Genomic DNA, 14,836 nt, shown 5'->3' on the forward strand with positions numbered 1-14,836 from the left:
CCGACTGTGCCGGGCACCATCATTCTGGAGCCGCGTCCCGAAACCTTACGGCCACGGGACGCGAAAACGCACCGTACGTCTACTAGTTGAGAAGGCTCCCCTGCAGCTCCGCGCGCAGGTCGGGGGTGAGTACGGTGCCGGCGCGGTCGACAAGAAGCGCCATTTCGTACCCAATGAGACCGATGTCCGCATCAGGGTGTGCAAGGACGGCCAGGGAAGAGCCGTCGGAGATGGACATAAGGAAGAGGAATCCTCGCTCCATCTCCACAACGGTCTGGGTCACGGAACCGCCCTCGAAGATCCGGGAGGCCCCGGCGGTGAGGGAGGTCAGACCGGACGCGACGGCCGCGAGCTGGTCGGCCCGGTCGCGGGGGAAGCCTTCGGACATCGCCAGAAGGAGTCCGTCGGCGGAGACCACCACCGTGTGGGACACCCCGGGGGTGTTGTCCACGAAGTTCGTGATCAACCAGTTCAGATTCTGCGCCGCCTGGCTCATCGGGCTCACACTAACGCTCCTGGTTGTAGGTGCTGTCAGGCCCACCGCGGTGATTACCGGTGTCCTGGCCATTCGTGGTGTCACTGCCTGCGTTGCGTCCCCGCTGGACGCCGCGGCGCAGGTTGCTCAGCCGACCCCGCACGTCCTCGGGGTCGCGGGAGACCTGAGGGCCTCCCTGTGGGGTCTGTTCCGCCGTGCCCTCGACCAGATTGGCCTTGGGCACCCGCTTCGGGAGACCCGACGGGGTGACCCCACCCGCCTTGGGCTCCTTCAGCGATTCGGCGCGCTGCCAGCGGTCGTCGTTCGACGTACGCCAGCCGCTGTCGTTGTTTCCGAACGCGTCCTCCGCCGGGGCCGCCGGAGCGTTGCCGTTGGAGGCCGCACCGCTGCCGCCGCCGCGGCGCGGAAGACCCGCTGCGGTGGTGTCGTGGACCGCGGACGGAGCCGGTCCGGGACGGTCGAAGCCTACGCGTTCGGCACCGTTCGCGGGAGCCGCCGGACCAGATTCCGGTTCCGGAGAGTACTCGGCCTGATACGCACCCGAGTTGTCGTCGAATCCGCCGCGCGTCGGCCAGTCGTCCTGGTGGGAGCGGTCGGGGTAAGCCGTGAACGGCTCGGAGACGGCACCGCCGCGAGCGGCCTGGTCGTCCTGACCGGCTTCCGCATAGGGGGCGTCCTGGTAACCGTCCCGCGCCGGGTAGTACGGGTCGTCGTACGCCGGTTGCATGGCCTGGCCCTGACCGTACTCGTCGTACGTCGGGGACTGCTGTTCGTACGAGGGGTCGTAGCCGCCCTGCTGGTCGAAGCCGGGCCGCGCGTCCATCTCGTCGCGGAAGAGCGGACGGCCGTCGGGGGACTGCGCCTGCGCCTCCAGAGCGGCACGCCGCTCCTCGCGCATCAGCGAGCGGCCCACCGGGTCGAGGTCCGGCGAATCGGCGGCGTCGCCGTTGTAGCGGCTGTCGTCGAAGCCGAGCTCGGCCGCCGTGCGCATCGGCTCGTGGTGGAAGGCCGGCTGCTCGGGGGTCTGCTGCTCCGCCATGATCGAGGAGACCGTGAACTCGGACTCGGGCAGCTGGCTTTCGCCGCCGCCACCGCCGTGCGTGATCCCGTCGGGGAGCATGACGAGCGAGGTCGTGCCGGCCTGCTCGCCCGAGGGGCGCAGCTGGACGCGGATGCCGTGCCGGTCGGAGAGGCGGCCGACCACGAACAGGCCCATGCGCTGCGAGATCGCGGCGTCCACCGTCGGCGGGTTGGCCAGCTTGTGGTTGATGTCCGCGAAGTCCTCGGCGGTGAGGCCGATGCCCTTGTCGTGGATCTCGACCATGATGCGGCCGTCAGGAAGACGGGTCGCGGTGACGCGGACCTTGGTCTGCGGCGAGGAGAACGTGGTGGCGTTCTCCAGGAGCTCGGCGAGCAGGTGGACGAGGTCGGTGACGGCGAGGCCGTGGATCTCGGCCTCGGGGACACCGGAGAGCTCGATGCGCTCGTACTGCTCCACCTCGGAGGAGGCGGCGCGCAGGACGTCGACCAGCGGGACCGGCTGGTCCCAGCGGCGGCCGGGCTCCTCGCCGGAGAGGACCAGGAGGTTCTCGCCGTTGCGTCGCATACGGGTGGCCAGGTGGTCCAGGCGGAAGAGGCTCTCCAGCTGGTCCGGGTCGGCCTCGTTGTTCTCCAGGTCGGTGATGAGGGTCAGCTGGCCCTCGATCAGGGACTGGTTGCGGCGCGAGAGGTTGGTGAAGATCGCGTTGATGTTGCCGCGGAGCAGTGCCTGCTCGGCGGCGAGCCGGACGGCCTCGCGGTGCACCTGGTCGAAGGCGCGGGCGACCTCGCCGATCTCGTCCGTGGAGTTGATCGGGATGGGCTGCACGCGCGTGTCGACCCGGCCGGGGTCGGTGCGCGAGAGCTGGTCGACCAGCATCGGCAGGCGCTGCTCGGCGATGCCGAAGGCGGCGGTGCGCAGCTGGCGCATCGAGCGCGACATCTGGCGGGCCATGAGCCCGGCGAGGATGAAGGCGGCCAGGAGCGCGATCACGACGATGGCGCCGTTGATGTACGCGGTGCGCTGGGCGTTGGCGGCGATGTCCGACGCCTCGCTCACGGCCTTGTCGGCGAGGTCCGACTCGATGGTGCGGTACGCGTCGAACTTGGCGGAGGTGGTGGCCCACCAGGTCTCGGGGGTGATGCCCTTGCCCGCGAGGGCGACCCGGGCGCTGGGCTGCGTGCTCTCCAGCTGCGCCATGGCGGCGACCATCGCCTCGGGCGCCGGCGGCGGCACGAACGTCTCGCCCTTGGCCTTCGCGGCGGCCGCGGCCTGCTTGGCCTGCTTCTCGCCGTCGGCCTTCAGCTTCTTCTTCGCGGCTTCGAGCTTGGCGACGTCCTCGGGGGTGCCGCCGCCCGTGTACTCCTCGATGGCGATGCCTTCGAGGTAGGCGTACGAGGAGAGGGCCACGCGCTGCTTGGCGAGGCTGGAGGCGGTGGGGCCGGGCTTGACCAGGAGGTGCGTACCGATGGAGCGCTCGAGGGAGAGCGCGGCCTTGGTCAGCGAGATCGCGTAGACGGTGCGGCCGTAGCTGGTGATGTTTCCGGTGCCCAGACCGAGTTCGTTGGCGAACTCCATCAGGGGGTGCTGGATGGCTACGTAGCCCTCTTCGGTCTGCGCGCCGGAGAGCTTGGAGGTGTAGGCGGCCGCACGCAGGGACTGCAGACCGGGCTCCACCTTGTGGAAGCCGTCGAGGCGGCGCTTGAGGCCTTCCTTCTGCGGCATGTTCTCGGCGGCGGCGTCGAACTCGGTCTTCGCCTCGTCGGTGGCCTTGCGGGCCTTCACGACGACCGGGTCGTTCTTCTTGCCGCGAAGGAGGGGAGCGGCGGAGAGGTCGCGCTCCTCGATGAGGCGGTTGCCGTAGTTCAGCGAGGCCTGCACGAGGCGGGCCGTGTTCTCGGCGTCCTGGGCTTCGCTCCAGGTGTCGATCGACGCCTTGACCTGGAAGCCGCCCATGACGAGGCCGACGAGCACGGGTATGAGGAGAATCGCGTTCAGGCGGGTCGGCACGCGCCAGTTGCGCGGGGACATTCTGCCGCCGGAGGGCGCCGGCGTTTCCATGCCCTGCACATCGGCGGGGGACGCCGCTGTGCGCGGCGGCGGGGTGAAGTTGCCCCGCGTGTCCCGCGTCTGCGGCGGTGCGGGGCTCGTCTTGCTTCGCCTCACTCGACCAACAACCTCTCGGCGGCGGGACCTGTATCGGTCCCGCTGTCGTCTCCAAGGCCCGTGCTACTGGGCAGTTCAGCGCATTCCAGCACGTCAGGCGGTCCTCTACCAAACAGTGAGAAGCGCTTGTTCCGAGTGGTGTAAGCCTCAGATAAAACGGTCAAAAAGAGCGAGCCCCGCCAAAAGGCGGGGCTCTCGTGCGCGCAGCGACACCGGATGACCGCGACGCGTGTCGGCGCGCGGTTAATTCTCTGTCGAAACGTTATGAACAGAGCGGACGTCCGTGTCAAAGGACACAGGCCGCTCTGTTGAATCTACGGCAACTGCCGTACTCCCTCGTCTACTTGAGTCGTGCCATAAGTGCGTGCTCGACCAGCGTGATCAGGCCGCTCTTTGCGTCCGCACGGTGTCGCGCGTCGGTCGTGATGATCGGCGTGTTGGGGCCGATCTGGAGAGCTTCGCGCACTTCATCGGGGGTGTACGGCTGGTGGCCGTCGAATCCGTTGAGCGCGATGACGAAGGGCAGGCCGCTGTTCTCGAAGTAGTCGACGGCCGGAAAGCAGTCGGCGAGACGGCGGGTGTCCACGAGCACGACGGCGCCGATCGCGCCGCGTACGAGGTCGTCCCACATGAACCAGAAGCGGTCCTGACCCGGCGTACCGAAGAGGTACAGGATCAGGTCCTGGTCCAGGGTGATGCGGCCGAAGTCCATGGCGACGGTCGTCGTCGTCTTGTCCCCGGTGTGGGTGAGGTCGTCGATGCCCGCGGACGCGGACGTCATGACGGCCTCGGTGCGCAGCGGGTTGATCTCGGAGACCGCGCCCACGAACGTCGTCTTGCCCACGCCGAAGCCGCCCGCCACCACGATCTTCGCGCTGGTGGTGGAGCGAGCCGGCGCTCCGCTGCTAGAGCTTGCGAAGTCCACTGAGCACCCTTTCGAGCAGTGTCACGTCAGGCTGACCGCCGGCGTTCTCGTCGCCGCCGGGCTGGTGAATGGCGACGAGCCCGGCTTCCGCCAGGTCGGCCACGAGGATCCGGGCCACGCCGAGCGGCATGGAGAGGAGCGCCGACACCTCGGCCACCGACTTGACCTCGCGGCACAGGTGGCAGATGCGCTGGTGCTCGGGGAGCAGCCCCATCAGCTGCGCCGGGTCGGCCGTCGTGCTCACCAGCGCCTCTATCGCGAGCTGGTAGCGGGGCCTGGTCCGGCCGCCGGTCATCGCATAAGGACGCACCAGCGGCTGGTCGCCTTCAATGCCGTACGACGCGGAGCCGTACGGGTCGTGAGAGGCGTTGGGCGGGGTCATGGATCCTCCGGGCGGGACAGCAGGTGGTCTGCGTGCCGTCTGATAGAGCCGGTGGGGGGCACCAGGGTGGCCGGACGGTGGTCAGTACGTTCGGTCGGTGGGGCGGCCGATGAGAAAAGTCAGTGCAACAGGCTGCCCTGCAGTTCGGCGCGGAGGTCCGGGGTGAGGACGGCGCCCGCACGGTCGACGAGGAGCGCCATCTCGTATCCGACGAGGCCGATGTCGCACTCGGGGTGTGCGAGCACGGCCAGGGACGAACCGTCGGAGACCGACATGAGGAAGAGGAACCCCCGCTCCATCTCCACCACGGTCTGGGTGACGGCGCCGCCCTCGAAGATCCGGGAGGCTCCGGCGGTGAGGGAGGTCAGACCCGACGCCACCGCGGCCAACTGGTCGGCGCGGTCACGCGGGAAGCCCTCGGACATCGCCAGAAGGAGGCCGTCGGCGGAGACCACGACCGTGTGGGACACCCCGGGGGTGTTGTCCACGAAGTTCGTGATCAACCAGTTCAGATTCTGTGCCGCCTGGCTCGGACTCAACTAACGCTCCTGCTGGTGAGTGGGGAAGCTGCCGGTCTGGCCGGTACCGGCCTGCCGACCCTGCTGGATGCCCCGACGGAGATTCGTCAGCCGGCCGCGCACGTCATCGGGCGCACGCGAGACCTGCGGACCTGTGCTGTCCTGCTGCTGCTGAGCGGTGCCCGCGACGAGGTTGGCTCGCGGGACGCGGCGCGGCAGGCCGGATGTGGTGACGCCACCGGCGGACGGCTGCCGGACGCGCTCGGCCTGGCGGCCCAGCTCGTCGTTGGGCGAGGTGCGCCAGGTGGCGGCGCTGCCGTTGGTGACGCCATTGATGTTGTTGCCGCCGCCGGTTCCGTTGGACACGGGAGCGGGCGGCTGGGCCGGACGCTGGGGCGCGGCCGGGTTCTGCGGCTGCTGGGCCCGGGGCCGCGACGGGAGGGGCGACGACGGCTGCGGGCGCTGGGGGCGCTGAGGCTGCTGGGGCTGCTGCTGCTCGGGAGAGCGGTCGCCGCCCTGCGGGTCCTGGTAGCCCTGCTGCTGTTGCTGCTGGAACCAGTTGGTCTCCAGCGTGTCGAACAGCGGGGTGCGGCCGTCACCGGGACCGGCGGGCGGCAGGCCCTCCGGCTGGGACGGCTGCTGGGGCTGCTGCGGCTGCGAGGCCTGCGGCGGCACCGGCGGGATGCCGAGCTGGTTGCCCTGGCCCTGGCCTTGACCCTGGCCGGGACCCTGACCGCGCCCGGGCGCCTCGTTGTTGTAGCCGGGGGCGCTGGTGCCGGGGCGCTGGAACTGGCCCGTGCCGGAGGAGGTGTCCTGGCTGCCGGGGCCGGCCTGGTTGCCGTGGACGCCCTGGTTGGCCTGACCGCCCTGACCGCCCTGGCCGCTCTGGCCGCCGAAGACGTCCGGGCGTACGTACTGCCCGGTGCCCTGCTGGCCGCCCTGGCCCGGACCCTGCTGCCCGGTGTACTGCGGCGCACCCGTGCCGGGCGGCGGACCGTTGAAGTCCGGCCGCGCGAACTCGGCGGTCGAACCGGGGCCCTGGATACCGGCGTCGGCCGCGGGGTGCTGCGGGAACTGCCCCGTGGTCTCCGGCTCCTCGTGCCCGCGCGGGGTGTCGAACGGCTCGCGCGAGACCTGCGGCTGCGCGTTCTCGTCGCTCCAACTGGGCACGCGGGGCTGCGGGTTGCCACCGGGAAGCTCGGCACGCGGGCCACCGCGCGGCGGCAGCTGCGGGCGGCGCCCCTGGTCCCCGGCGTTGCCCGCGGAGGGGTTGGCTGCCGGGTTCGCGGGACCGGCGGCCGGGTTCACCGGGTTCGTACGCTGCTGGGGCACGGGAGGCTGCGGCGCGGAACCCTGACCGCGGCTCGCGCTCGGCGCGGCCCCGAAGAGGCTGCCGCCGGAACTGCCCGCGGCACCGGCGCCCTGTCCGGGCGGCCCCTGCCGGGGAGGCTGCTGACCCGAAGGCCCGGCCGGACCGGCCGGCGAACCGGCACGCGGCCCCGCGTCACGCGACGGCAGCGCGGCCCGCGGCCCCGATCCCGTGACCTGACCACGGGGCGGACCCGCACCGAGCCGGCCCGCGGAACCCGCCGGAGCCGAGCCGGGCGCACCGCTGCCCGCACCGACACCGCGGCGCGCGGCGGCCGCACCCGCGGAGGCCTGCGCGGCGACGGGGCCGCCGCTCTGGCCGGGGCCGGGCGTACCGGGCTTGTTCGGCGCCTTCTTGCCGCCCTGGGCGACGTCGATGGGCAGCATGACGAGCGCGGTCGTACCGCCGGAGTCCGAAGGACGGAGCTGGATGCGGATGCCGTGGCGCTGCGACAGACGGCCGACCACGAACAGACCCATGCGGCGCGAGACCGAGACGTCCACGGTGGGCGGCGAGGCGAGCCGCTCGTTGATCGCGGCGAGGTCCTCGGGGGACAGGCCGATGCCCGTGTCGTGGATCTCGATCAGTACACGCCCGTCGGGCAGCGCGTGACCGGTGACCTTGACCTTGGTCTGCGGCGAGGAGAACGACGTCGCGTTCTCCAGGAGCTCGGCGAGCAGGTGCACGAGGTCGTTGACCACGCGTCCGGCGACCTCGGTCGTCGGCACGGCGGAGAGCTCGATGCGCTCGTACTGCTCCACCTCGGACGCGGCGGCACGCAGCACGTCGACGAGCGGCACGGGCCGGGTCCACCGGCGGCCGGGCTCTTCACCGGCGAGAACGAGGAGGTTCTCGCCGTTACGGCGCATGCGGGTCGCGAGGTGGTCGAGCTTGAAGAGCGAGGACAGCTGGTCCGGGTCGGCCTCGCGCGACTCCAGCTCGGAGATGAGCGAGAGCTGGCGCTGGATGAGGCCCTGCGAACGGCGCGAGAGGTTGGTGAACATCGCGTTGACGTTGCCTCGCAGAAGCGCCTGCTCGGCGGCGAGGCGGACGGCCTCGCGGTGCACGTCGTCGAAGGCCGCGGCCACCTGGCCGATCTCGTCCCTGGAGTGCACACCGACGGACTCGACGGAGGTGTCGACGTCCTGCGGGTCGGCCTCGGAGAGCTGCTTGACGAGCTCGGGCAGCCGGTCCTGGGCGACCTTGGTCGCGGTGTCCTGGAGGCGCCGCAGCGAGCGGATCATGGACCGGGCCACGACGAAGGCGCCGACGAGCGAGACACCGAGGACGAGCAGGATCAGCGCACCGTTGAGGATGGCGGCCTGCTCGGACTCGTTGCGCAGCTCGCGGGCCTTCTGCTCCATCTCGTTGAGCAGCGTGAGCTCGATCTTGGACATCGCGTCGATCTTGGTGGTGTCGGCGTCCACCCAGTCCTTGTACGAGCGCTTGTCCTGGAGCTTGATGCCGCCTTCCTGGCTCAGCACCCGCTTCGCGTAGGAGTTGGCGCCCTCGATGGACGAGTTGCCGCCGTCGATCGGCTTGGTCAGCTCGTCGGGGTTGCCCGCGTAGATGCCCTTGAAGGCATCCAGCTCGGAGTTCTCCTTGTCGAGCGCGGCGAAGCCGTAGCGCCGGTCGGTCTCGGAGATCGAACCGAACGTGCTGTCGCCCGCGGGAAGCGAGGCGGCGATCACGGCCCGCTGCACCGAGGCGTACTCCTTGGCGGAGGAGAAGGCCGACAGGGCGCGGGTGCGCTGGATCATGTCCGGGTTACTGGTCGCCTGCGCCATGTCCGAGGACAGGGTGAGCAGCTGCTCGATGAGCTGGCTGTAGGCGTCGATCGTCTGCGACGTCGACTTCGTGTCGCTGTACGCCTTCTGGCGCACGTCGCTGATCTTCTGGAGCTGCTGGGTGATGTCGACCGTGTTCGCGCGGACGCCCAGGAGGCCCTTGTCGTTGTCGGTGTTGTCGAGCTCCTGCGTCTCCTGGAGGAAACGGTTGTACGCGCGGTCGGTCTTCTGCCGGGAGCCCTTGACCACGTAGTCCGACGACTTCGCGCCGTGCGCGAGGGGTCCTGCCGAGCGGTCGCGCTCCTCCTGGAGCGCGGAGGCCAGCTCGGTGGCCCGCTTGGTCATGTCGGTCAGCATCTTCATGTTGTTGAGCTGCTGGATCTCGTCCATCGACTCATTGATACGAAGAGCACCGAGCGAGGTCGCGGTGATCACGGGGAGCGCGAGCAGCGAGACGAGTCGGGTGGAGATGCGCCAGTTGCGCAGGGCTATTCGGGAGCCGGGCCCGGTGGGCGATTTGGCGGTGCCCGTCGTACCGCCCGTCGGCGTGGTGGCCGTGGGCAGGCTCGTGCCGCCGCCCGGACCGCGCACGGCACTGGGGCCGCCGTCGCCGGGTGCCTGCCCGGGGTTCTGGGCGTGCTGGGCCGAGGAGCCGCGGTCGGTCCCGCCGCGCTCCGGCTCTGCCGCAGCGCTGCTGCCATCCCTCTTGAAACGTCCCTGCACTAGCGTCGCAACCTCTGGACCAGGCGTCCCTCCGCACAAACGGCGGGACGGTGTCGGCGTCGTGGGGCGCAGAACGCCCCATGGTGGTCGTGAGTGACCGGCGCTGGCTCCCCTTTCCCGCCGCCACTCGGCGCTGCGTTGCGCCCCTGCGCGCCGGTTCGATCCCGCGGCGGTCCCGGGAATTCCAGCACAGTGCAGGATCTCCAACAAGGCCCGTGTGTCGCGTCGCGACGTCCGTGACGCGGCGTGAGGGGCGGGTCACGAGACGTAGAAAGTTATCCAGGGTAAATCGGTCTATTGCGCCCAAGAAAGCTACGCGCTGCTGGTGTCCCAGTCTTCATGATCGGGAGCGGAATGATGGCTTCAGTGGCGCAATGTCCGATTCCAACAAGGCCTTCACGGGCCTGAATTGACCCATTTGCCCGCTCGCTCGTGAGCAAACTCACATCAAGATCAAGGCCTCCCCAAAGCTTTGGCCGGGAATTGGATGTTTAGCCTGACGCTTTACAGGGATGGCGAATCCGACAACCAGCGCCCGCAGCAGGGCGCCTCAACCGACAGGATCCGAACAGCAGATGAAGACTGTGAAGTCGGCGATGTTCCGCAACATAGCCAACCCGCGCCGCACCACCCTCGCCCACCTCACGGACGCGCAAGAGGTCGCCCCGGCCGCCGAGCAGCCGGACCACGCACTGGAACTGCCGACGGTGACGGCCAACCCGAAGCGCACGATCCTGATGGACGCGCCGGAGGAGTTCACCCCGGCCGGGGTGTGACTCGGCCCGTCCGGCGTCCGAGGACGAGCGCGCGGCGCGATTGACGAGGGACGGAGCCACGGGGTCGCGGGAGGCCCGGCCTCGCGACGCCACGTTAGCCTGGGGTGTCCAGACTCTCCCTCCAGCAAAGGGCACCGCTCTTGCGCATCGCCAGGTTCTCCATCGACGGCAACGTCGCCTTCGGCGCGGTCGAGGGCGAAAGTCCCCCCGGAACGACCGACGGGCTCGTCCTCGACATCATCAAGGGCATCCCGTTCGCGGACTTCGAGCTCTCCGGTACGAAGGTCCCGATGAGCAAGGTCAGGCTGCTGCCCCCGGTGCTCCCCAACAAGGTCGTGGGCATCGGCCGCAACTACGCCGACCACGCCGCGGAGCTCGGCAACGAGGTCCCCGACATCCCGGTGGCCTTCTTCAAGCCCTCCACCTCGGTGATCGGCCCCGGCGACTCCATCGCGTACCCCTCCTTCTCGCAGGAGGTGCACTACGAGGCCGAGCTCGCCGTGGTCATCGGCCGTATGTGCCGCGAGGTCCCGCGCGAGCGCGCCCGCGACGTCATCCTCGGCTACACCTGCGCGAACGACGTCACCGCGCGTGACGTGCAGCAGCGCGAGAAGCAGTGGGCCAGGGCCAAGGGCTTCGACTCCTCCTGCCCGCTCGGCCCCTGGGTGGAGACCGACCTGGACCCCTCCGACCTCACCATCCAGTGCACGGTCAACGGAGAACAGCGCCAGCTGGGTCGTACGACCGAGATGGTCCGCTCCATCGAGGACCTGATCGTGCACATCTCCGAGGCCATGACGCTGCTCCCCGGCGACGTCATCCTCACGGGCACCCCGGCAGGGGTCGGCCCCCTCAACGTCGGCGACGAGGTCGCCGTCACCATCGAAGGCATCGGCACTCTCACCAACAAGGTGATCAAGCGTGGCTAACGCGACTCCCGTACGCGTACGGTTCTGTCCCTCGCCGACCGGCAACCCCCACGTGGGTCTGGTCCGCACCGCTCTCTTCAACTGGGCCTACGCCCGGCACAACGAGGGCTCCCTGGTCTTCCGCATCGAGGACACCGACGCGGCCCGCGACTCCGAGGAGTCGTACGAGCAGCTGCTCGAAGCGATGCGCTGGCTGGGCTTCGACTGGGACGAGGGCCCCGAGGTCGGCGGCCCGCACGCGCCGTACCGCCAGTCGCAGCGCATGGACATCTACCAGGACGTCGCCGCCAAGCTCCTGGACGCCGGGCGTGCGTACTACTGCTACTGCTCCACGGAGGAGCTGGACGCCCGCCGCGAGGCCGCCCGCGCCGCCGGCAAGCCGTCCGGTTACGACGGCCACTGCCGCGACCTGACCACCGAGCAGCGCGCCGCGTACGAGACGGAGGGCCGCAAGCCCATCGTCCGCTTCCGCATGCCCGACGAGGCGATCACCTTCACGGACCTGGTCCGCGGCGAGATCACCGTCCAGCCGGAGAACCTCCCGGACTACGGCATCGTGCGCGCCAACGGAGCACCGCTCTACACGCTGGTGAACCCCGTCGACGACGCCCTGATGGAGATCACCCACGTCCTGCGCGGCGAGGACCTGCTCTCCTCGACCCCGCGGCAGATCGCCCTCTACAAGGCGCTCGCCGACCTGGGCGTCGCCAAGGAGATCCCGGCCTTCGGCCACCTCCCGTACGTCATGGGCGAGGGCAACAAGAAGCTGAGCAAGCGCGACCCCCAGGCGTCCCTGAACCTCTACCGCGAGCGCGGCTTCCTCCCCGAGGGCCTGCTGAACTACCTGTCCCTCCTGGGCTGGTCGTTCTCCGCGGACCAGGACGTCTTCACGATCCCCGAGATGGTCGCCAAGTTCGACCTCGCGGACGTGAACGCCAACCCGGCCCGCTTCGACCTGAAGAAGGCCGAGGCGATCAACGCCGACCACATCCGGATGCTGGACGTGAAGGCGTTCGCGGCGGCCTGCGAGCCCTGGCTCAAGGCCCCGCACGCCAACTGGGCCCCCGAGGCCTTCGACCAGGCGGCCTGGGAGGCCATCGCCCCCCACGCCCAGACCCGGATCAAGGTCCTCTCCGAGATCACGGAGAACGTGGACTTCCTGTTCCTGGACGAGCCCGTCGAGGACGAGGCGTCCTGGACCAAGGCCATGGGCAAGGGTGACCCGGCCGCGCTCCTGACGACGGCCCGCGCCAAGCTCGACGCCGCCGACTGGACGTCCCCCGAGTCCCTCAAGGAGGCCGTCCTGGCCGCCGGCGAGGAGCACGGCCTGAAGCTCGGCAAGGCCCAGGCCCCGGTCCGCGTCGCCGTCACCGGCCGCACGGTCGGCCTGCCCCTCTTCGAGTCCCTGGAGATCCTGGGCAAGGAGAAGTCGCTGGCCCGCATCGACGCGGCCCTGGCGAAGCTGGCCGCGTAAGCACTCCCGTACGCAACCTCGTACGCAACGAAGGGCCCGGAAGCCACGACGGCAACCGGGCCCTTCCCGTACGTTCGAACCATGCCGATCAAAGCCGTGGTCTGGGACGTAGACGACACGATCTTCGATTACGCGCACGCCGACACCGCGGGCATGCACGCCCATCTCACCGCCGAAGGGATCATCGAGCGGTACGAGACCGCCGAGCGCGCCCTCGTGCTGTGGAAAGAGGTCACCGAGCGGCACTGGGCCCGCTTCAGTGCCGGGGGGATCGAGTTCGAGGCGCAGCGGCGTGACCGCGTACGCGAGTTCCTGGACGCCGTGCTGACCGACGAGGAGGCGGACGCCTGGTTCGCGCGCTATCTCGTCCACTACGAATCCGCGTGGAAGCTCTTCCCCGACACCGTCCCCGTACTGGACACCCTCGCCGGTGACTATCGTCACGCGGTCCTGTCCAACTCCGCCCTGACCGTCCAGGAGCGCAAGCTGCGCGTCCTCGGCGTACGCGACCGCTTCGAGTCCGTCCTGTGCGCCGCCGAACTCGGCGTCTCCAAGCCCGCGGCGGAGGCCTTCCTCGCGGTGTGCACGGCGATGGACCTGCGGCCCGAGGAGGTCGCCTACGTCGGGGACCAGCCGGAGATCGATGCACGAGGCGCGCGGGACGCGGGCCTTCTCGGGATCTGGCTCGACCGCAACAGCGCGGTCCAGGAAGGTCCGTCGGGCGTGCACCGCATCTCGCGGCTCACCGAGCTGCCCCCGCTGCTCCGCGGCGATACCCGTTTTGGAGCGCCGTCCACCTTCGGGTAATGTTCTTCCTGCGCCGCCCGAGAAGGCCGAAAGGTCCGGACAGGGAGACGTAAATCGAAGCAAAACCCCTTGAAGGGGTTGCGTATCGATGGCCTATGGTGTAATTGGCAGCACGACGGTTTCTGGTTCCGTTAGTCTAGGTTCGAGTCCTGGTAGGCCAGCTCGCAGAGCTTATCTGCAACGCCCCCGTTGTGTAGCGGCCTAGCACGCCGCCCTCTCAAGGCGGTAGCGCCGGTTCGAATCCGGTCGGGGGTACAGATCCTTCCCATGGAAGCAGTCAGGGTCGCACCCACTGCTACCGATGCAGGATCGCTAGGGCCCCCGTTGTGTAGCGGCCTAGCACGCCGCCCTCTCAAGGCGGTAGCGCCGGTTCGAATCCGGTCGGGGGTACGCAGGGTCTAGCTGGTCTAGACCACAGTGGGCTATGGTGTAATTGGCAACACGACGGTTTCTGGTTCCGTTGTTCTAGGTTCGAGTCCTGGTAGCCCAGCGCAGTACAGCAGGACAAGCTAGCCCCCGTTGTGTAGCGGCCTAGCACGCCGCCCTCTCAAGGCGGTAGCGCCGGTTCGAATCCGGTCGGGGGTACAGAAAGCCGAAGGGGCCTTCCCGTCAGGGAGGGCCCCTTCGTCGTTCCCTCACTCCTCCTCGGCGCCCCGCCCGAAGCGGCGGTTGGACTCCTCGGCCTGTGCGATACGGCGCAGCGCGAGCAGCACCGGTTCATAGAGCACGGTCAGGGCGACGGCCGCCTGCAACTGCTCGTCCGGCGATTCGTACCGCTCGATCAAGTCCAGGTCGGCCACCGCAAGTTGACGACCGGCGCGCGCGTAGGGCGCCAAGTCCTCGACGGCGCACGGATATCCGAGCCGGGACAGCGTGCCGACCGCGGTCACCAGCATCCGGTACGCCGGCGCATCGTCCCCGTACTCCCGTGCGTGCTCCCAGTCCGGTTGGTCGAGGAGCGCGTCGACACTGCGCCGCGCGGCCTGCGTGTGCGCGTCGTCCTCGGCGGCCTCGGGGCCGTGGGGGAGTGCCCAAACGGCCGTACCCAAGCGGGAGTTGTGGTCCAGCGAGTCGTCCTCGAGGGCCGTGAGCACTTCCCGTGCGGACGCGATCGGCACCCGGCCCACCTGGATGAGCGCCCGGACCAGGCGCAGTCGCCGCAGGTGGGTCTCGTCGTACTCGGCCTGCGTCGCCGTCACCCGGTGGCCCGGCGGGAGCAGACCCTCGCGCAGGTAGTACTTGATCGTGGCCGTCGAGACCCCGCTGTGCGCGCTGAGCTCCGCCAGTCTCATCGGCTCACTTCTCCTCTTGTTCCTTCTTGCCTGTCCTGCCGTCTTACCCCCTTGCGTATCCACTTGGGGAGTGGCACTATCCAATCATGGATAGTGCCACTATCTAAGGCTCTCCGGATGGGGGAATCATCGTGAGCACCAAGCCGATCGAAG

At 69.5% G+C, this 14,836-nt stretch carries 11 protein-coding genes and 5 tRNA genes; 9 read left to right on the plus strand and 7 right to left on the minus strand.

Annotated elements, in window-relative coordinates:
* Positions 1 to 82: 82 nt before the first annotated feature.
* The 6 genes from ABZ906_RS35620 to ABZ906_RS35645 form a co-directional block, all read right to left on the minus strand.
* A complete protein-coding gene (locus ABZ906_RS35620) occupies positions 83 to 496 on the minus strand; it encodes a roadblock/LC7 domain-containing protein (protein WP_135330751.1) in 414 nt (137 codons plus the stop codon).
* Positions 497 to 506: 10 nt separating this feature from the next.
* Positions 507 to 3,596 carry a nitrate- and nitrite sensing domain-containing protein gene (locus ABZ906_RS35625; RefSeq protein ID WP_361194215.1) on the minus strand — a complete coding sequence of 1,030 codons (3,090 nt, stop codon included), beginning with the start codon at positions 3,594 to 3,596 and terminating at the stop codon, positions 507 to 509.
* Between the two features lie 445 nt (positions 3,597 to 4,041).
* On the minus strand, positions 4,042 to 4,626 hold the full coding sequence (locus ABZ906_RS35630) for an ATP/GTP-binding protein (protein WP_190084711.1): 585 nt from the start codon (positions 4,624 to 4,626) through the stop codon (positions 4,042 to 4,044).
* Positions 4,607 to 5,008 (minus strand): DUF742 domain-containing protein, encoded by a 402-nt coding sequence (locus tag ABZ906_RS35635; RefSeq protein ID WP_361194212.1) that lies wholly within the window; start codon positions 5,006 to 5,008, stop codon positions 4,607 to 4,609. Before ABZ906_RS35635 ends, ABZ906_RS35630 begins: the two co-directional genes overlap by 20 nt.
* Positions 5,009 to 5,127: 119 nt before the next feature.
* Positions 5,128 to 5,547, minus strand: a complete 420-nt coding sequence (locus tag ABZ906_RS35640; protein ID WP_098244998.1) for a roadblock/LC7 domain-containing protein — start codon at positions 5,545 to 5,547, stop codon at positions 5,128 to 5,130.
* Positions 5,548 to 9,405, minus strand: coding sequence for a nitrate- and nitrite sensing domain-containing protein (locus ABZ906_RS35645; protein ID WP_361389950.1), 3,858 nt, complete (start codon positions 9,403 to 9,405; stop codon positions 5,548 to 5,550).
* Positions 9,406 to 9,980: 575 nt separating this feature from the next.
* On the opposite strand from ABZ906_RS35645, the gene ABZ906_RS35650 reads away from it, so the two are divergent.
* From ABZ906_RS35650 to ABZ906_RS35690, 9 genes are all read left to right on the plus strand, one after another.
* Entirely contained in the window at positions 9,981 to 10,181 is a 201-nt protein-coding gene (locus ABZ906_RS35650; protein ID WP_361194208.1) for a hypothetical protein, read from the plus strand.
* A gap of 140 nt (positions 10,182 to 10,321) precedes the next feature.
* Positions 10,322 to 11,110 carry a fumarylacetoacetate hydrolase family protein gene (locus ABZ906_RS35655; RefSeq protein ID WP_361389952.1) on the plus strand — a complete coding sequence of 263 codons (789 nt, stop codon included), beginning with the start codon at positions 10,322 to 10,324 and terminating at the stop codon, positions 11,108 to 11,110.
* Entirely contained in the window at positions 11,103 to 12,584 is a 1,482-nt protein-coding gene (gltX, locus tag ABZ906_RS35660; RefSeq protein WP_361389954.1) for a glutamate--tRNA ligase, read from the plus strand. Before ABZ906_RS35655 ends, gltX begins: the two co-directional genes overlap by 8 nt.
* 81 nt (positions 12,585 to 12,665) lie before the next feature.
* Positions 12,666 to 13,391, plus strand: a complete 726-nt coding sequence (locus ABZ906_RS35665) for an HAD family hydrolase (RefSeq protein ID WP_361389956.1) — start codon at positions 12,666 to 12,668, stop codon at positions 13,389 to 13,391.
* An 89-nt stretch (positions 13,392 to 13,480) separates the two neighbouring features.
* A tRNA-Gln gene (locus ABZ906_RS35670) sits at positions 13,481 to 13,552 on the plus strand.
* 21 nt (positions 13,553 to 13,573) lie between these two features.
* Positions 13,574 to 13,646, plus strand: a tRNA-Glu gene (locus ABZ906_RS35675).
* Between the two features lie 62 nt (positions 13,647 to 13,708).
* Positions 13,709 to 13,781 (plus strand) — tRNA-Glu (locus ABZ906_RS35680).
* A gap of 28 nt (positions 13,782 to 13,809) precedes the next feature.
* Positions 13,810 to 13,881: transfer RNA gene (locus ABZ906_RS35685), tRNA-Gln, on the plus strand.
* Positions 13,882 to 13,903: 22 nt separating this feature from the next.
* Positions 13,904 to 13,976, plus strand: a tRNA-Glu gene (locus tag ABZ906_RS35690).
* Between the two features lie 50 nt (positions 13,977 to 14,026).
* Here ABZ906_RS35690 and ABZ906_RS35695 read toward each other — a convergent pair.
* Positions 14,027 to 14,683 (minus strand): MerR family transcriptional regulator, encoded by a 657-nt coding sequence (locus ABZ906_RS35695; protein WP_361389958.1) that lies wholly within the window; start codon positions 14,681 to 14,683, stop codon positions 14,027 to 14,029.
* Between the last annotated feature and the right edge of the window lie 153 nt (positions 14,684 to 14,836).

Source organism: Streptomyces sp. NPDC046925, assembly GCF_040644915.1.
Classification (GTDB): Bacteria; Actinomycetota; Actinomycetes; order Streptomycetales; family Streptomycetaceae; genus Streptomyces.